The sequence below is a fragment of the Mesorhizobium sp. L-8-10 genome, from assembly GCF_016756635.1.
Classification (GTDB): domain Bacteria; phylum Pseudomonadota; class Alphaproteobacteria; order Rhizobiales; family Rhizobiaceae.
Genome location: NZ_AP023263.1, coordinates 5,332,373 through 5,350,167, shown reverse-complemented (window position 1 = coordinate 5,350,167; position 17,795 = coordinate 5,332,373). Strand labels below are relative to the sequence as shown.

Sequence of the window (17,795 nt, the reverse complement as noted above, 5' to 3'; positions counted from 1 at the left end):
GAGCGGTGATCCTGTCTGCTCCTGATGTAGAGTACGTCCCAGAGATCGACATTGACCACCCGATAGCATTCGGCCTCCGCAGCCTGCGAGGACGGCACAGCTGCAAACGCGGTCACTGCCAGAGTCGCGCACGCGATGCGGCATGCCTTAGCACGGCGGAGTCTCATTGAACTTTGCGGTAGGTGACCTTGCCGTCCGGCAATTCGATCCGCTGATAGGCCGGACTGACCGGCTTCGGCGCTGACTTGCGTCGCGGCCGCGGCGGATCGGCCGCGATGACGGACGGTTCTTCTTCCGCGGCTGGTTCTGACAAGGGCACAATGGTCTCCACCGGCAGGTCCGACTGCAGCGACGCGGCGCCAAGTCCGATCTCCGAGCGCAACCGCGACAGGCCGCGATCGAAATCGGCCATCGCCTCGTTCACCAGCCCCAGACGCATGTCGAAATCGCGATTGAGCTCGTGCACCCGATTTTGCATGCCGGTGTTGACCAGGTCGAGCCGCTCGATGATCCGCTTCTCGAAGGCCGCAAGTTCCTCCAGCCGCTTTTCGACTCCACGCACCTCACTCGCCGCCCGGTAAAGGGAGATGGAGGCCGTCAGATTGACTGCGGTCAGCACGAGGGCCGACACGCCCAGGATCGCGAGGAGTTTCCCTCCGGTGCTTCTGTTGCCCTGCTGCCGGAATTCTCCCTCGACCGGAGGTGCTGTCGTGTCACGGATTGTCGTCATTGCACGATGACCTTTGTCCCTACGGGGACCCGCTGAAAAAGATCGACCACATCGGTGTTGGTCAGGCGAAAGCAACCAGAGGTGCCGTCGAAGCCGACTCCCCTCGGATCATTGGTACCATGAATCCGGTACAGCGTGTCGCGACCATTCTTGTGGAGGTAGAGCGCGCGCGCGCCAAGCGGATTGTAGGGGCCCGCCGGCACCAGTTCCGGCAGGTCCGGCTCGCGTTTGCGCATCTCCGCCGGGGGCCGCCATTCGGGCCATATCTGCTTGGCGCCCACTTTCACGGTGCCGGTCCAGCCGAAGCCGTCGCGGCCGACGCTGATCCTGTAGCGCAGCGCCTGTCCCTTGCCGGTTACCAGGAAGAGGGCTTTCTCGTCCTTGCGGATGATGATCGTCCCGGCGCGTTCATTTGTGTCCAGGCTGACCGAGTTGCGCAGGCTCGGGCCCATGCCGGGCAGCCGGGGGCGGTCGGCCCGGTGGACACGCTGGATACCGGCCTCGGCGGCGGCGGGTGGAGCGGCGCAAAGAATGCCGGCAATGGCCAGGATGACGAAATTGAAGTGCCTGCTCATGATGGACACGAACCGTGGGTTCGGGCCTCGCCATGGAGGTGGACCGGAACGCTGTCGAGTCGCATGGCAGCCCAGTCCTTCACCGTAGCGGTCGCGTTCGAGGTCACGGCATGGATCCTCGGGTCGGGGCCCGAGGATGACGAAGTGGAAAGGCCGCGGCAAACCACCGGCGCCACTGGCGACAACGGTTGGCGATTGACGAAAGCGTACCCGTCTTCGTCATCCTCGGGCTCCGACCCGAGGATCCATTCCGTGACCTTGACGACGGCCGCCGACGGAGAGAAGACCGCTTGCCGCAGCGTCGTCGCATTTCTACCGCGCCTTTGCATCGAGCCGCTCGCGGAAGATTGCTTTCACGTCCTTGTTGAAACGCGCCCGGGCATGCACCTCGGACGGGAGCAGCGCGCGATTGAGCGCATCCGTCAGCAGCGGCGTGTCGAGGCTGACGGCCTTGATGTGCGGCTGCCTGAAGATCTTCTCCAGCTCGCCGCGGGAGAAATGGTTGCCGAACAGCTTGCGCTTGCGCTTGTTGGCGACCAGCGTGATGCTTGCGCCGTTGCCGCGCAGGCCGCGTATCCTCTGGAAGAGATGCTTGGCGTGGCGCAGCGAGGCGATGTTGAGTTCGAAGACGACGAAGATCTCGTCGCTGGTCGAAAGGACCGAGTTCTGCCACGGCGTCTCGACATTGGGCAGGTCGATGACGACATCCTCGAAACGGTAGGCGGCCAGATCGAGCAGCTTGAACACGAAATCCTGGCCGTTGGACGCGAACGGCAGGCTCGGCCGCTCGAAGGAATAGAGCGTGAAGCCCGGCTTGCGCGTCAGCTTGATGAGGTCCATCAGTTCGACATCCAGCCGGTCGGGATTGGCGACCACGCCTTCGATGTCGAACTCGGTGTAGACATTGAGGTAGGCGCTGCAATTGGCGTGCTGGAAATCGAGGTCGACGAGGCAGGTCGCCGCGGCCCGCTCCGCGGACCGGGAGGCGAGATGATCCGCGGCCGAAAGGGCGAGCGTCGTGGCGCCGGCGCCGCCCGTCGCGCCGATGAAGGTGATGACCCGGCTCTTCGACGCCTGGCTGCCGCTGTCGTGGAAGGTGACGGCATTGATCAGTTCCTTTCCGTCGAAGGGCTTGCGCAGCCAGTCGGCCGCGTTGAGCCGGACGAGGTTGCGCATCTGTTCGGAGCCGAGCTCTCCGGAGAGTGCCACGAGAGGAACATTGGCCCAGGCGGCGCGGGCGTCGACGAGCCGGGAGCCGGCGAGCAGTTCGCCCTCGCCGACGTCGAGGATGGCCACGCTCGGCCGTCCTTCCGCCGGCGGTCCCGCCAGGAAGGCTTCCGTCTCGGCGACCTGGACATCGTAGATGGCAAGCGCATCGAGCCGCGTCGCGATTTCGCGCCGGAGCTGGGGGTCGGAGGAATAGAGCGCGATGCGCTTTCGCCTGGTAGGCAGGACTTTGGGACTGAGAGCGTTCATGGCCAGGTACTCTTCAGGTCTTCGCCCGTGACCGTGCTGAGCATGGAGGGCATGGTTATGTTGTTGAGGCCGAGAAGTCCGCTGAGAAAGAAGAACTGGAAGGTCAGGCCTTCAAGGCTGACGGTGACGGTCGGCACCGGCCCGCCCGGGCGGCCCCAGTAGCCCAGCCCGGTAGCGGTATAGGTAATCCTGACATTGGCCGGCTGGAGCCGGGGGAAGAATGGCACCATCCGGTTGTAGATCGTGTCGAAATTGGCCTGGCTGAAGCGGGCGCAGCCACCGGCGCCTGTGCAGGAATAGGTCGGAAAGCTGCCGGACCCCATGGCCGTTCCCGCCAATGCGGAGTCCGCGGTATTCGCGGCGCTGGCGAGCGAGGTGCTCACGGGACTGGAAACGGCGGCAGTCCTGGCGCCCACCTGAACGGCCTTGTTGGCCGCGTTCCATTGATAGAACGCATAGCCGAAATCCACGAAGCCAAGCGTCAGAGTGAGCAGCAGCGTCAGCGCGATGGTCATTTCGACCATTGCGGCGCCGCCTTCGTCCTTTCTGAAGTCGTTCGGTTGCCGCATCTCAATACCCGATGAATCGCTCTTCCTGGGAGGCCGTGAAGGTGATCGGGCCGAGGCCGATATAGGCAAGCAGCGAGGTCGCCCCGTAGGTATACGAGGTGGTGACGCGCACCGTGGTGACGTTGGCGCCGGTGCCGCGATAGTCCTGGAGGCCGGTGACGGAATCGACGTTGTTGGTCGTCGTATAGGTCGTGATGGCGACGGCCGCCGTCCAGTCGGTCACCCTGAGCGTCCCCGCGGTCGGTATCCCGTATTTGGCAATGTTCTGTGCCGCGGTTGTGCAATCGGTAGCGACCGCGGAAAATCCATCCGTGCAGCGTGCCATGAAGCGCGCCGCGTCACGCAGGCCGGCCTCGATCAGCAGCTTGCGGTGGAAGATGGTTCCGAACTCGAAGACGCCTGCCGACAGCGCGATCATCAGCGGGGTGATCAGCGTCATCTCGACCAGGATCGCGCCGCGCTCCTCGCGACGGAACCGTCGGGCGATTCTGCGGAGCATGCCGGTGCGCCTAGCGGTAGAGCTGAACATTGTCCTTCGCGAAGCCGATCATGGTGCCTCGCCCCTGTTCGCCGTCGATATCGACGATCTCTGCCATGATGTCGCCATTCGTGCGCGCCTGGTCCACCGGCTCGGTCAGGAAGAAGCTGGCGAAGCCGACAGCCGGGATCGCAGCTCCGCTCTGGCCGTTGAGTTCGGTGGCGTGCTCCCCGCAATTGATGATGGCGCCATAGATCAGCCGACGGTCGGGATCGGTCGACGGGCTGGCATGGCATGCCGGAACGCCCGTCTCGCCGCCGAGCGAAGGATTGTCCACCAGGCCGCTGCTGATCTCGTATCTGTAGAGGTCGTATCGCGAGGGCGGGTTTGTATTGGAATAGGCATTGCCGTCGCTGTCCACGAAGCCCGCCATGTCGGAAGCCGTGAAGCCGTTCGCGGCCAGATAGCCTTCATAGTCCCACATGCCGTTGCCGATGCGCCCGGTATAGGCGCTGTCCTGCGTCAGATGGCGGTACTGGGTGAGTTCGGCGGCATCCGTCACGGGATCCATGTTGCAGGCATTGGGATTGGCCGGGTTCTTGTACTTGTACCCTTTGCGCATGTTGGGTGCCGGCGGGATCGCCGGATCGGTCTTTTTCATCTGCCCGCCATAGATGTCGAAGCGGACATTGATGGCGTCGCGAACGGCCGGCTGCGGGCCGCCCGTGCGCATGTAGACCCCGCGGGAATTGACGCATTCGGGGGAATCGGCCTGTGCGATGTCGTCGGCGAGTTCCGCGGCGCCATAGCCGTGATCGTCGGTCGGGCGGAGGAAACCGAAATTGCCGGGTCCCCAGCTTCCGGTGCCGCCGCCCTGCACGAGCTTGATGCCCTTCCTGTAGAAATTCTGGTTGTTGACGACCTGGTGGAGGGGAATCCCCAGATCCTCGAACGGATTGCAGATGAAGAGCGGGGTCATGTCGCAGACGACCACGCCTGCAAAACCGGCGACTGCGCTCGCGCCGACATTGAAGCCGTTGTCGGCGGTGCTGCCCGTCAGGAACGAAGCCGGGAAGATCGCAGCGAAGCCTGTCGGGTTGACCGTGACTTCGATGAACTCGGTCTCCTCGGGTGTCGCTGCATGATTGGCTGCCGAAACGTCGGTCGTATCGCTGGCCGGTATCGTCTCGAGAAAGCACCAGGAAATGTGTCCGCGCGACCGGCAGGCCGAGTTCGACGGATCGACTGTGACGCCTCCCGCACTGGCAAGTGTCGTCGGCCCCGAAGTCGAGAAAGTGCTGGTGTTGTCGACCAGATTGGCGAGCGCCCGTTCCGCCCGGGTCCAGGCATCGGGTCCGCCGTCGAGCTCCGCCGCCGACGCCAGAGCGAAACTGTCGGCCGCCTTCTGCAGATCATTGTGAAGACTGTTTGCCCGGCTCATGTCGATTGCGAGCAGCGCAAAACCGATGATGACCGGAAGCATGATGCTCACCAGGATCAGCGCCATGCCGCGCTCGTCTGCCTGGAACTGGCGTATTTTCTCCAAAACCCTGCACATCTACACACTCCCCGCGGGACGCCTCCGTTCGTCCCGTAACCCCTTTAGCCCTGCCGCATCGCGTCCTGTTTGTTCATTTGTCGTTTGTTCAGTTATTGGTTCCGAGATTCACGGTCACGTTCGCCGGCGGCGGTGGTTTTGCCTGCTGCGACGTCCGGTAGTTCTTCACCGCATCGGCCGCCCGCTGCCCGTCGGTCGGAATGGCCGTCACCTTCGATGCCGGATTGAAGGGATCGACCGTATGCAGCAGCCGGTTATGTTTCTGGGCGTCACCGGCCGCCAGCGTCACCGTTTCGTAATGATTGAGATAGTCCGCGCAGCCCCCGAGTAGGCCCGTGGCGGCGAGGACCGCGAAAAGTGTTCTATTTCTTGGCATAGATCATCTTGTCCTTGGCTGGGACGTCGAGCATGTGGCCGTAAGGTCCAACCACGCCGTCGCCGAGTTCGTAGCGGCGCACCATGTCACGGGTGACCTCGAGCTGTCCGAGCAGGAAGAATTCGGGGTCGTTGGCCGGCCGGGTCTTGTCGAGCGGCGTCGCCACCTGCTGGCCGGGCTTGGCCGGTCGCACCAGCCGCGGCGTGACGATGATGACGAGGTCGGTTTCGTTCTTGATGTAGCTCGACGAGCGGAACAGCGCGCCGATCACCGGAACCTGGCTCAACCAGGGCACCTGGCTCTGCAGCTTGCGGCCGGTCGACTGCAGCAGGCCGGCTATGGCGAAGCTCTGTCCGTCGCGCAATTCGACCACCGTCGATGCCCTGCGGGTGATGAAGGACGGAATCTCGATGTCCCTGGTGCGGATCGTGTTGGTCGGGTCGACCTCGCTCACTTCCGGATTGAGCCGGAGGTTGATCTTGCCGCCCTCGAGCACGATCGGGGTGAAGTCGAGCTTCACACCGAAATCCTTGAATTCGATGGTGATGGTATCGTTTTCCTGCGCGACGGGGATGGGCACCTCGCCGCCGGCGAGGAAGCTCGCCGTCTCGCCCGAGAGCGCGGTCAGGTTCGGCTCGGCCAGCCGCCGGGCGAGACGCTTGTCCTCCAGCGCACGTATGATGACGTCGACATTGACGCCGGCGTCGATCACATTCGCGATGATGGTGGCAAAGGGTGAGTTGCCTGTCACGAAATTACCGGCCAAGGTTCCGATCACCGCTCCGGCCGGCAGTCCTCCGGCTCTTTCCGGCTCGTCGGTGCTAACGAACCATGAGACGCCGAGTTCTCGACCGGCATTCCGCGACACTTCGAGAACGCGCACTTCGAGATTGACCTGCTGGCTGTCCTCGACCTCGACCGAATTGATGACCGTGTCCGGTCCGTATTGCTGGGCCACTTCGAGGATCTTCGCCAGCGTGGCGCCGTCCTTGACGCGGCCGCCGAGGCGAACCTTGCCGTTGACCGAGCCGATGGTGATGCGTGACTTCGGCGCCACCTGCCTGATGGCGATCGCCATGTCGTCCACATCGACGCCGACCTCGACCTCGATGACCCCGAGCGAGCGCTTGTCCTCGGAGAACAGGTTCACCGAAGTCGTGCCGACACCCTTGCCGATCACATAGAGCGTGCGATCGGTCATCGGCTGCGCGTCGGCGATCCTGTTGTCGGCAATCACGATGTCGCCCAGATTGGCGTTGACCTGGATCGTCACCGACTGGGAGATGGGAATGAACACCCGGTGGACACGGACGCGCGAGACGTCGATGTTCCGATCCGCCGCAAGCGCGCCGGCTGAAAATGCCAGCAGGAGTGCGAATACCCGGGCCAGCCAGCCCAATCTGACGAACATCATGACCGAACCCCTCCTTCGACCGCGTTTGGATGCGCGGAACGTTTGTGAGGCCCGGCCACCGAGGTCGGGCCGCTGCAACCATAACGCTACCTTGCCCGTGGCACGTCGTAAACCTGCCGATCCATGCCACGGTAAACGCCGACTGAAGCCCTGACCGGCGGTTCGGGTTGGATATATCTGACGACTTCCCTCACCACCTCGTGCGCTTCCGGCTCGGGCGCAGGCTGCTTGAGCTTGTTTAGCTGATCCTCGACATTTCCGACGCGTTCATCGATACGCTCTCCGAGGTTTTCCACAACCTGCCGGATGCCGTTGAACTGCTCCTCGGCGCGCTTGCGCTCGGCTTCGAGCGCCGCCTGCCGCGCCGCCACATCTTCCGGCGTCTCCCCGGTGAGGTCGGCGAGCGTAATTCGGTCTGTCGATTCGCCTTCATTGGACGCGACCTGGCGCAATGCCAGCGAAAGCTGCCCGGCGCCGGCGGCTAGGGTCAGCTTCTGGGCGTCGCGAGTCGAGACTTCGAGCGTGACCGCCTTGACGACGGTCGGGTTTTCCTTGCTCTCGTCCGCGATCTGATCGACAGCGAGAACCTTGATGCTCTGCAAGAGCACGTCGACATAGGCCCTTTCGCCGCCTTCGGCCTGGCGAACGTTGCGGGTTAGGAGTACGTCCACCCGGTCGCCCGGAAAAACAAAGCCTGCGACGCCGAGAACGTCGTTGACGCGGATCGATACGGCCTTCATGCCGTCGGCCAATACCGCCGAAAGCGTGGCGCGCTGTCCCGGCCCGGTGATCTTGGTCGCAAGCACCGGCTCGTTGGCGCCGATCGCCTGCAGCGCCTGGCGATTGCCGCCTTCGACCGAAAGCAGTTCCGAACTGGTCTTGAAGGCGCCGGCCGGAACAGCGCCCGATGGCCAAGCGATCTCGCGCAGCTTGTCGCTCGTGAGGACGTCGCCGAATTTCAGCGGCACGGCCGCTACCACGATCGTCTCACGCGGCACTTCACTGGGCGAGGCGATCGCGCTGCGCTGGTTCGCCAGCCACATATTGGCGAGCACCACCGCGACCACGCCGAACACGGCGGCCAGAAGCACCATGATGATGGTATTTGCACGCATGTTAGCCACCCCGCAGCAGCTACGCTATCCGAACTTGAGGTTCGGCCCCCAGAACCAATTCAGGCCCGGACTGGATGCCCGAGCCTGAAGTCTCGCCTGTTACGGCAACTGGGTAGTCAGTGCCGTCCACTGGGTCCCGACCCAACCGCCGACGAAAATCACCGACAGAATGACTGCCACCGTGATGATGCCGAGCAGGATCGTGTATTCGACCATGGCAGCACCGTTTTCGTCGTCGCGGAACTGCCGGGCGATCGTCATGAGCTTGTTCATGCCAATTTCTCCCTAAAGAGGTTACAACCCGACGAGACGAGCAAGGAAATGTACCCAAACCCCAGCATCCCCCGTCAGTTGCAATCCTAGGAACGGCACAAAATATAAGTCAAATGAAATTAACGGCTCCTTAACCGAACTATATCTGCTCGAACAAGAATATGCTTGTCGATGGCGTTCGTATCCGATTGATTCCGTTAAAGAATTCCGTGACCTTAACCATTTCGCGACAATAGGCCGGGAGTGTCCGCACTCTGTACGATCTGGATATAGGTAATTATATTATGACAAGGAATGTCATATTTATATCTCTACCGAAATCCGGCGCTCCGTTCTCCTGCGGTGGTATCATGGTTGCAGAAATGCATACCCACCTATGCTATCCGATAAGTCGTAGGGGAGTAGTCCGGCTACACCCTTTGATGTAGATCATCTGGCCAGGTATCGCGTTTTTGTAGAATAAATGATCGACGGATCGATAGCCGGTTCGAGCTAGCTGCACGCAGCGCCACGGAACCCGACAGGGCTTCGGCAGTCGAAGATCGTATCGGGTTGGTAAGAAAAGAGCCGTCGCCAGGTAACATGGGTGCACGTACCGCCGCGAGGCGATAATCTCTTAAGTATTGACCACAAGTAGTTAACGAAAAATATTCCAGATATTTTAACGGATCGCTCCGCGGGATCTGGCGCCGCCGGGGAGGGGTGGGTCTGATGCTCACTCTGCCCGGATGCGAGCTTACGTTCCGGGGCATTAACTCTAAGGTTAACAAAGCCTTGCGAAGATCTCGAAAATGAGGAACCCTGAAGAAGGGTAAAGGGGGCTGAGCCATGCTGGGCCGATTCACCAGAAGCAGTGCGGAGCCGCGGCCCGAGCCGCAACCGGTGGCCGCTCCGGTCGTGGCGCCTGTCGTGAAAGAGGCAGTCGCGCCGGCCGGCCGGCACGACGATCTTCTGTCGGTCAAGGTCGAGCTCCACCGTCACCTGATCGACCGGTTCAACCTCGCCGCGCTGGAGACCGCGTCCAAGGACGACATTCTGACGGAAATCCGCCCCGTGGTGCGCGACTTCGTTCGCGCCCGCAGCATACCGCTCAATGCGCGCGAACTCGACCAGCTCACCAGCGACACGGCCGATGAGATGCTCGGCCTCGGCCCGATCGAGCCGCTGCTGAAGGACGACACGATCGCCGACATACTGATCAACACGCACAACCGCGTCTTCGTCGAAAGGCGCGGCCAACTCGAGGAAACGGCGGTACGTTTCCGCGACGAGGCGCATCTGTTGCGCATCGTCAACAAGATCGTCTCGGCGATCGGACGGCGTGTCGACGAATCCTCGCCCATGGTCGACGCCAGGCTCGAGGACGGCTCGCGCGTCAATGTCGCCGTACGGCCGATTTCGGTGGACGGACCGCTGGTATCGATCCGCAAATTCTCCAGGAAGCCCTATTCGCTCGAGCGGCTGGTGGAATTCAATTCGATCCGTCCGCCGATGATCGAACTCCTCAAGATCGCCGTGCAGGCGCGCAAGTCGATCCTGGTTTCTGGCGGCACGGGCAGCGGCAAGACCACGCTGCTTAACGCGCTTTCGAGCTACATTTCCCACAAGGAGCGGCTTATCACCATCGAGGATGCCGCCGAACTCCAGCTCCAGCAACCGCATGTGGGGCGGCTGGAGACGCGCCCGCCCAATGTCGAGGGCAGGGGTGAGGTGAGGCAGCGCGAACTCCTCAAGAATGCGCTGCGCATGCGGCCCGACCGCATCATCGTCGGCGAGGTGCGCGGCGAGGAAGCCTTCGACATGCTTCAGGCCATGAACACCGGCCATGAAGGCTCGATGACGACGATCCATGCCAACACGCCGCGCGACGCCCTCGGCAGGATGGAGCAGATGGTCGGCATGGCCGGCATGCCCATGTCGCAGGAATCGATCCGCGCCCAGATCGCCTCGGCCATCGACATCATCGTCCAGACCCAGCGTCTTTCCGACGGCGGCCGCCGCGTCATCTCGATCGCCGAGATTACCGGGATGGAGGGCAATGTCATCCAGCTTCAGGAGATCTATCATTTCGTCCGGCGCGACGTAGCCGCCGACGGCAAGATCGTCGGCGAGTTCCGGGCGACAGGCGTCCGTCCGCGCTTCGCCACCGAGGCGGCGACGTTCGGCTTCCATTTCGCCAGGGACGCCTTCAACCCGCAGGTGCCCCTCTGATGCTGACCGGCCAGACCCTCCTCTACGTCGTCTACGTGCTGGCAGCCGCTTCGGCCATACTCGCCGTCGAGGCCTTCTACGTCTCCTATGCAGGCCGCCGCGCGCGCGCCGGCACGATCAACCGGCGGCTGAAGCGGCTCACGGAAGAGGCGCCGGCCGAACAGACGCTCCAGGGTCTGCTGCGTGAGCGAGGTTTGAGCGAGACCGGCGATTTCGCCTACGGCGCAATCGCTCTCAATCGGCTCTATACCCAGTCCGGCATTACGGGCAGTCCGATTGCCTTCGGCATGACGTTTATTCTGGCCGGCGTGGCCGTTGCGCTCGTATTGCGCCTTTTTCTCATCGTCGGGTCGCTTTCGGCCTTTCTCAGTTTCCTGCTGATCGGCTTTGCCCTGCCGATCCTTATTCTCCGCCGAGCGCGAAAAAGGCGCATTGCCCGCTTTGCTGCTCAGTTGCCCGACGCCCTAGACATGATTGTGCGCTCGCTGCGGGCCGGACACCCGACGTCGGTCGCTATCTCCCTGGTCGCGCGCGAAATGCCGGATCCGCTTGGCACCGAATTCGGTATCGCCTCGGACGAGGTCACCTTCGGCCTCAGCCTGGAGCAGGCGGTGCGCAAGCTGTCGGAGCGCGTCGGGTTCGAAGGGCTGCATCTGCTCTCCGTCTCCCTGTCGATCCAGGCCAAGACCGGCGGCAATCTGACCGAAATCCTGGCGAATCTTGCTTCGGTGCTGCGCGAGCGTCAGAAGCTTCGGCTGAAGATCCGCGCGCTTTCTGCGGAGGGCCGGGTGTCCGCAATTATCATCTCGGCGTTTCCGATCATTATGTTCGGAATACTTTTGCTGATCGCGCCGAGCTATTATGGCGAGGTCTGGGATAGCCCCCTCATCAGGCCCGTGTTCACGATATTCGGGTTGTGGGCGCTGCTCGGCGACTTCATCATGTACCGTATGGTCAACTTCGATTTCTGATCCCATGACCGACCTTCTTGCCAATCTCCAGAATTCCGGGTTACTGATTTCGGCATCCGTCTTCGTGGCGTCGGTCGCTCTATTCCTATTCGGCTATGTCCTGGTCACGCCGGCGATCGAGACACGGCGGCGGCTGACCGAAACCCTGCTCGCCGACGGGATAACCAGCCGCCGCTCGCTGCAGGCGCAGACCCAGTTCGTCAAGATCGCGGCGCAGCGGCCGGTTGAAGCCTATTTCCGTGCGGCGGAAAAGGAACGCGGCGAGCCGGATGCGCTGGAAGCCAAGCTGTTCCGGGCCGGCTTCCACCAGTCCTGGGCGCCTATGGCGTACAATCTTTCGCGAATTGGATGCGTCGTGGGGAGCTTTCTCGCCGCGTATATGCTTCTCTCGACTGTCGTTCCACCACATCTGCCGAGCATCGTCGCATTCGGCGGCGCCTTCTTGATTGGCCTCGGCTGCATCGTTATCCCGAGCATCGCACTCGACCGCTTCGAGAATGCCGTCAAGCAGCAATACCGCCGCGGCTTTCCTGATTTCATGGACATGATGATCACCTGTGCCGACGCCGGCATGAGCCTCGAAGCCGCTGTCGAGCGCGTCAGCAGCGAGCTTGCCGGCACGCACAGGGCGCTCGGCATCCAGCTGGCGATCATGACCCTGCAGATGCGCGCTGGCAAACCGCTGCGCGAGGCGCTTCGGGAACTCGCCGACCGCATCGGCATAGAGGAGGCGCGTTCGCTGGCCGTGCTGTTCCGGCAATCGGAGGAACTCGGAACCAGCCTGACCGAGGCCTTGCGCGTCTACAGCGACGAAATGCGCTCGCAGCGCATTCTGCGTGCCGAGGAGAAGGCGAACGCCCTGCCCGTCAAGATGATGGTCCCGCTCGGCCTCTGCATATTTCCCGTCGTGATGATGGTCGTGATGCTGCCCGTGATCATCCGCATGAAGGGTGTTTTCTTCTGAACCGTTGCCCGCGCGTTCTAGACATTGAGGTTTTGTTATGTTCTTGGGGTTATAGGGAACTGAAACGGGGACGCAATGCAATGAAGCAGCCGCCGCTTGCTGCTTTGGCGGGAATTCTTCTGGCCTCTATACTCGCAGGTTGTCAATCTGCTGCGATGACCTCTGACGGTGTGGTTCGCACCAATGAGCCCGCGAAACTGGAGTTCACCGCCTTCGGCGATACCTTCGAAGGCCTGAAAACGATCGCCGATGTGGAATATTTCGCTTCCGACCAGGCGATTGCCGAGGCCAAGAACCAGTTCCGCTCGGAGAACTACGGAAATGCCGGAGCGCTGTTCTACAAGGCCACGCAGCTTGCCCCCAACGATGGCGAGGCCTGGCTGGGCCTCGCGGCATCCTGCGACCGCATCCGCCGCTTCGATCTTTCCGACAAGGCCTACAGGAAGGCTTACCCGCTGGTGGGGGCCACTCCGGCCTACTACAACAATGTCGGCTATTCCTATCTCCTGCGCGGAAACCTCAAGGAGGCCCGCCAGAATTTCCTAAAGGCCTATGAACTCGCGCCCAACGATCCGACGGTGGCCAACAATCTCGAGCTGCTGCAGTCGAGCGTCAAGAACATCAACAGATGAGCATTTCGGCTGCCGCGCAGATCCTGATCGCGGCGGTGACGGTGGCGCTGCTCCTGCGCATCGCTTGGGTGGACTTCACCACGCAGAGGATCGCCAATCGCGACGCGCTGGCGATTGGCGCCCTGGGTGCCGGCGGGCTCGCCGTCACGGCGCTTCAGACGACGGACTGGTGGAGCCTCGCGCTCGCCGCGATCGTTTCCGCGACATTCTTCCTGGTGCTGTTCCTCTTCTGGCTGGCGAAGAAGGTCGGCGCCGGCGACGTGAAGCTGATGGCGGCCGCCCCGCTGGTCGCCGGTCCTGAGGGACTGATGGCGTTTTCCATCCTGCTCCTGATCTTCGCCGCGATCACCGCCTTCCTGGTGAAGAATCCGCTTCTGTTGCCGGCCCCGACCTTCCGGCACTACCTCGACAAGCTCGATCGCAAGGGCGTGGTTCCCTTCGGCGTGCCCATCGCCGCAAGCCTCATCGGCGTCGTGTTCCTGCGCTTCTGGGTGTGATCGCGACGGTTAGGACCTCGTCCCGCCTGCCGCACGCCACACCACCGTGCTCAGTGCACGCAAGGACGCTCCGCGGCTGAACGACGATCAAGCAGGGCAAGCGCGAACTAAAGGGGTAGCGATCTGTCCGCGTCGGGCGACTGCCAATTGACAAGGATTGGGCATGCCCCGGGCGTGTCGGCAACTCTTTGGTCGATAGAAGACCTTTCTAGGAAGATGGACGCCGTTGAGCCTAAGCCGGGCAAGCGCAGTCCTTACAAGTAGGGGATTGACGCTCAAGCCGCTGCCGTGTTCCCTTTATACGGGGGAATACATGAAGCACCTAAGAAACCCTCTATATCGAATGTGGGTACGCCGAAAACTGGTTAAGCTCCAAGGTGGGGCGTGCTGTTATTGCCGCCGTCAGTTTACGAAGCGTGGCCCGACACGGGCTACCATTGAACACAAGAAAGCTCGTATGGATGGCGGCACCGACGATCTGAACAATCTCGCCGCCGCCTGCTTTCACTGCAATCAGCATCGCGGCCAACAAAAAAATAGTGCACGCCAAAAAGCTCAACGAGAAAATTCAAGCTGAGACACTACCGTTACTCGGCGTGAGCGCTGCGCTGCCCAGTCATTCCTGGCGACCTGCCCCCCGTCATCGTTACATGCCCGCGCATTCTTGTACAATTCTTTCTTGTTTCTCAAAGAGGTCCATGGTGGCGGCCGCATGGAGACGCGAAAGTTAACGCGAGGATTCCGGCCTGATCGGGCTCGACGACTATTGCGCTTTGATCGGCAGCGCCCCTAAGTTGCCGGATTCGGCAGCGATCATCTGGGAAATGATCTGTGGAGCTGAACGATGACCCCAGTTACTCGCCTGCTCGCATCGGCATCTGTGTTCGCCATGATTGTCGCCCCTGTGCTGCCGAACCCGATCGTCTCCGATCAGGGGACGGCTTGGGCTAACGGCGGTGGCGGCGGAGGTGGTGGCGGCGGAGGAGGCGGGGGCGGAGGAGGCGGGGGCGGCAATGGTGGCGGCGGCAACGGTGGCGGCAACGGTGGCGGTGGCGGCAACGGCGGCGGGCATGGCGGCGGAGGCGGACAAGCTGGCGCTGCCGGCCACGGCAGCGGAGCCGGGCACGGTGGCGCGGCAGTTTCCGGACGCGGCGGCATGGCGTCCGGTCGCGGCACCGCGGCACCCGGACGCAGTGCCGAAACCGCCCGCGGCACCGAGACCAGGGGGCGAGGGACCGACCACGGTGTATCCGCACGGGGCGTCAACACGCATCCGGATCACACTGCCCTCGCCAGCAAGCTGGGCGCCCTGAACGCGGCCCATGCCTCGCCCACCGCACGGGCCAACGCCGCGCCAAATTCTCGCGTCGGCATGATCGCAGCTTATGAAAACGCCATGCTCGCGGCGCTGGCCATGCCCGCCACCACGCCGGAAGAACGCGCCCTGCGCGATGATGCAATCGCCCAGGCGCGTGCCAACGAACTGAGCGCGGCCGCGAACCATACCGTCACGCCGGACGTCGTGTCGCAGGTAGACAGCCTGCTCGGCCTGCCGGCGACCGACCCCACGCTCGGGACAACTGTCTCTCCCTGACGGTTGCCCCTGCTCTTCAGCCGCGCGGTCGGGCACGTAGCCGCCCGATCGCAGATCGAGCAGCCGACGATGCGCTAGCGGCAGCGTTCGCGTCATGTCGCTAGCCTTGCCACCAGCCGATTGAACGGCCGACTTCCATCACGGCAGATTCGATGCCCTGTGTGCATCAGTCCAGAAGGGCGGCGGGTTGTCCACGGTCGCTTGTTCAATGATGCGTAAGCGCGGCATTGGACAAGAGATTGGACAGTTTCGGGAGGGATAGCTAAGTGCGTGAAATGATTGGCACGCCCAACGGGACTCGAACCCGTGTTTCCGCCGTGAAAGGGCGTAGCATGTTGTCGATATTCGTCCGTTTTCGTTCACCAAAGTTCGCCAAACGCTTGTAACTTATAGCTTTCTGTCCTATGTTGTTCGCTAGTGTCCGCGCAGGGATATTCGGCGAATATTCGACGGTTTCGGAGGGCAGCATAGGTGGCGAAGACATTAAAGGAGGCGCCGCTCACCATAGCGAGCGCGAGGTCGAAGCTGCCGATTGGCGAGCACGCCCGCCGTCTCGATGCCGATGCTGCGCTCTGGTATCGCAAAGGCAAGCGTGGCGGCGTCTGGTTTGCCCGGTGGCGGAACTATGGACCGGGTGCAGCATACAAGCAGGCACCCGTCGGCGCAGCCAACGATATCAACGATAAGCGCTCCGAAGGCCTCTTCACGTTCCAGCAGGCTGAAAAGGCGGCGCGACAGATCGTCGAACAAGCCAGAGCCCAGGCAGAGGCTGCAAAGGCGGGGCCGGTGGCGACCGTCAGAACCGCAGTCGAAGCCTACATCGCGCAGCGTGACGCGCGCGACAGCAAGCGAGCGGACCGTCCTATCCGTTCCGATGCTGCGGGGCGACTGGAATTGTATGTTATCGGGCGTGAGGCGAAAGGTAAGCGCAAGGCCATTGACCCTGCCCCGCTGGCGTCCGTAGCTCTGTACGAACTGGACGGCGCTCATCTGCAGAACTGGCGCAAAGCACTGCCGGACACATTGTCAGACACGGGCAAGCGCCGGCTCATCAATGATTTGAAAGCAGCGTTCAACTCGGCGTGGCCCGAGTTTCCGAAGGAGGTGCAGGCACGAAACCCGCTTTATCTGGCGAGCGTGAAGACCGGTTTGAGGACAGAAGCTGCCGACGACGACACGGAAGCCCCCGTCAGGGACAACCAGATACTCACCGAGTCCCAGCGAGGCGCGATCCTGCAGACGGCACGCGAGATCGACGATGATCTCTTTCGCCTTGTCGTCGTCCTCGATGCCACGGGTGCCAGATATTCGCAGGTCGCGCGGATGAAGGTCGGCGACCTTCAGGTGAAGGAATGCAGGCTGCTTGTTCCTGGCTCCCGCAAAGGCAGGGGAGGGAAGGCTGATCCCATCCCCGTTCCGATCACAGCTGATGTGCTGGATGTGCTTTTGCCCGCCGTGGCGGGGCGCAAACCGGGGGAGCCGCTTCTGCTGCGCGATCACATGGTCCAAGAAGCGGGCATGGTCGGCAAGTGGCGCTCAGACGGTCGTCGGGCCTGGGCGAAGAGCGAATTGACACGGCCATGGCTGGAGATCAGGCGCCGGGCCGGTTTGGCCGAGGATATTGACGGCTATAGTCTTAGGCACTCGAGCATCGTGCGCGGCCTTCGTGACGGGCTGCCGGAATCGTTCGTAGCAAAACGGCATAACACCAGCGAGGCCATGATCCGCCGGCATTACGGGCGTTTCATCGTGTCGGCGTTCGAGGAACTAGAGCGGGAAAAGCTTGCCAGACGGTCGTCTGTCCTACCAGTTGAAGGCTCGAACGTGGTGCAGATCGGCAAGGCGTCGTGATCATGCGGAAGCGTTGATGCCCGTCCTGGCAGGTCGCGCCCGCCGAATGCGTCCCCCTTTTGGAGACGTCCTCCGATTCATCCGTCCCGCTGAAGTGGCAACAGTGATCGCTGTAGGGCGCTGGTGTACGTTGACGATCTGTGCAAACCACCCCAAGATACTGAATTAAGGACAGCCCTAGAGACCGCCCCGACACACAGGAGCCATCTCGACAGGCAGTCTGTTGGACATAACGGACGGAACCCGTCCCGCTTACCGCGCCAGAGAGAACCGCGGTTGGACGGACGGTAAAGCACAACGGCCGCCACCGAACCTATTCTCCATTGGGAGATGGGTTCGGTGGCGGCCATTTTTTTTGACCTCGAATCCGAAAGGAGTTTGTCGTGGACGAGGTGAGTGAAAAGCGGACAGCAGCGGCCCAGCTTAAGGTCGCCTACTCGATCGATGAGTTTTGCGAGGCCTATGGCGTTGGCAGGACGTTAGCATATGAGGAGGTAGCCGCCGGACGACT

The 17,795-nt window shown here is 62.3% G+C and carries 18 protein-coding genes; 8 read left to right on the top strand and 10 right to left on the bottom strand.

Annotated elements, in window-relative coordinates:
- Nucleotides 1-163: 163 nt before the first annotated feature.
- The 10 genes from JN280_RS24810 to JN280_RS24765 all read right to left on the bottom strand — a co-directional run bounded on the left by JN280_RS24810 (nt 164) and on the right by JN280_RS24765 (nt 8,564).
- Nucleotides 164-730, bottom strand: coding sequence for a hypothetical protein (locus tag JN280_RS24810; RefSeq protein ID WP_202306215.1), 567 nt, complete (start codon nt 728-730; stop codon nt 164-166).
- A complete protein-coding gene (locus tag JN280_RS24805) occupies nt 727-1,305 on the bottom strand; it encodes a L,D-transpeptidase (RefSeq protein ID WP_202306213.1) in 579 nt (192 codons plus the stop codon). The genes JN280_RS24810 and JN280_RS24805 overlap by 4 nt, the downstream gene beginning before the upstream one ends.
- A gap of 312 nt (nt 1,306-1,617) precedes the next feature.
- Complete coding sequence (locus JN280_RS24800) at nt 1,618-2,781, bottom strand: pilus assembly protein (protein ID WP_202306211.1); 1,164 nt, start codon at nt 2,779-2,781, stop codon at nt 1,618-1,620.
- Entirely contained in the window at nt 2,778-3,350 is a 573-nt protein-coding gene (locus tag JN280_RS24795) for a TadE/TadG family type IV pilus assembly protein (protein WP_202306209.1), read from the bottom strand. The genes JN280_RS24800 and JN280_RS24795 overlap by 4 nt, the downstream gene beginning before the upstream one ends.
- 1 nt (nt 3,351) lies before the next feature.
- The gene (locus tag JN280_RS24790; RefSeq protein ID WP_244742021.1) at nt 3,352-3,849 is read right to left on the bottom strand and encodes a TadE/TadG family type IV pilus assembly protein; all 498 of its coding nucleotides are present in this window, start codon (nt 3,847-3,849) and stop codon (nt 3,352-3,354) included.
- 10 nt (nt 3,850-3,859) lie between these two features.
- Nucleotides 3,860-5,386 carry a TadE/TadG family type IV pilus assembly protein gene (locus JN280_RS24785; protein WP_202306205.1) on the bottom strand — a complete coding sequence of 509 codons (1,527 nt, stop codon included), beginning with the start codon at nt 5,384-5,386 and terminating at the stop codon, nt 3,860-3,862.
- Nucleotides 5,387-5,474: 88 nt separating this feature from the next.
- Nucleotides 5,475-5,762 (bottom strand): hypothetical protein, encoded by a 288-nt coding sequence (locus JN280_RS24780; protein WP_202306203.1) that lies wholly within the window; start codon nt 5,760-5,762, stop codon nt 5,475-5,477.
- Nucleotides 5,749-7,176: a type II and III secretion system protein family protein gene (locus JN280_RS24775; protein ID WP_202306201.1), complete on the bottom strand. Its 1,428-nt coding sequence runs from the start codon at nt 7,174-7,176 to the stop codon at nt 5,749-5,751. The genes JN280_RS24780 and JN280_RS24775 overlap by 14 nt, the downstream gene beginning before the upstream one ends.
- A gap of 86 nt (nt 7,177-7,262) precedes the next feature.
- On the bottom strand, nt 7,263-8,291 hold the full coding sequence (gene cpaB, locus JN280_RS24770; protein WP_202306199.1) for a Flp pilus assembly protein CpaB: 1,029 nt from the start codon (nt 8,289-8,291) through the stop codon (nt 7,263-7,265).
- 99 nt (nt 8,292-8,390) lie between these two features.
- The gene (locus JN280_RS24765) at nt 8,391-8,564 is read right to left on the bottom strand and encodes a Flp family type IVb pilin (RefSeq protein ID WP_202306194.1); all 174 of its coding nucleotides are present in this window, start codon (nt 8,562-8,564) and stop codon (nt 8,391-8,393) included.
- 828 nt (nt 8,565-9,392) lie between these two features.
- Here JN280_RS24765 and JN280_RS24760 point away from each other — a divergent pair.
- From JN280_RS24760 to JN280_RS24725, 8 genes are all read left to right on the top strand, one after another.
- On the top strand, nt 9,393-10,775 hold the full coding sequence (locus JN280_RS24760; protein ID WP_202306193.1) for a CpaF family protein: 1,383 nt from the start codon (nt 9,393-9,395) through the stop codon (nt 10,773-10,775).
- Nucleotides 10,776-10,969: 194 nt separating this feature from the next.
- On the top strand, nt 10,970-11,746 hold the full coding sequence (locus JN280_RS24755) for a type II secretion system F family protein (protein ID WP_244742018.1): 777 nt from the start codon (nt 10,970-10,972) through the stop codon (nt 11,744-11,746).
- Nucleotides 11,747-11,750: 4 nt separating this feature from the next.
- Nucleotides 11,751-12,710 carry a type II secretion system F family protein gene (locus JN280_RS24750; RefSeq protein WP_202306185.1) on the top strand — a complete coding sequence of 320 codons (960 nt, stop codon included), beginning with the start codon at nt 11,751-11,753 and terminating at the stop codon, nt 12,708-12,710.
- Between the two features lie 155 nt (nt 12,711-12,865).
- A complete protein-coding gene (locus JN280_RS24745; RefSeq protein ID WP_446720789.1) occupies nt 12,866-13,342 on the top strand; it encodes a tetratricopeptide repeat protein in 477 nt (158 codons plus the stop codon).
- Nucleotides 13,339-13,839 (top strand): prepilin peptidase, encoded by a 501-nt coding sequence (locus tag JN280_RS24740; protein ID WP_202306182.1) that lies wholly within the window; start codon nt 13,339-13,341, stop codon nt 13,837-13,839. The genes JN280_RS24745 and JN280_RS24740 overlap by 4 nt, the downstream gene beginning before the upstream one ends.
- 313 nt (nt 13,840-14,152) lie before the next feature.
- Entirely contained in the window at nt 14,153-14,416 is a 264-nt protein-coding gene (locus JN280_RS24735) for an HNH endonuclease (RefSeq protein WP_342216122.1), read from the top strand.
- A 267-nt stretch (nt 14,417-14,683) separates the two neighbouring features.
- Nucleotides 14,684-15,433: a hypothetical protein gene (locus JN280_RS24730; RefSeq protein ID WP_202306181.1), complete on the top strand. Its 750-nt coding sequence runs from the start codon at nt 14,684-14,686 to the stop codon at nt 15,431-15,433.
- Nucleotides 15,434-15,904: 471 nt separating this feature from the next.
- Complete coding sequence (locus JN280_RS24725; protein ID WP_202306179.1) at nt 15,905-17,284, top strand: tyrosine-type recombinase/integrase; 1,380 nt, start codon at nt 15,905-15,907, stop codon at nt 17,282-17,284.
- Nucleotides 17,285-17,795 lie beyond the last annotated feature (511 nt).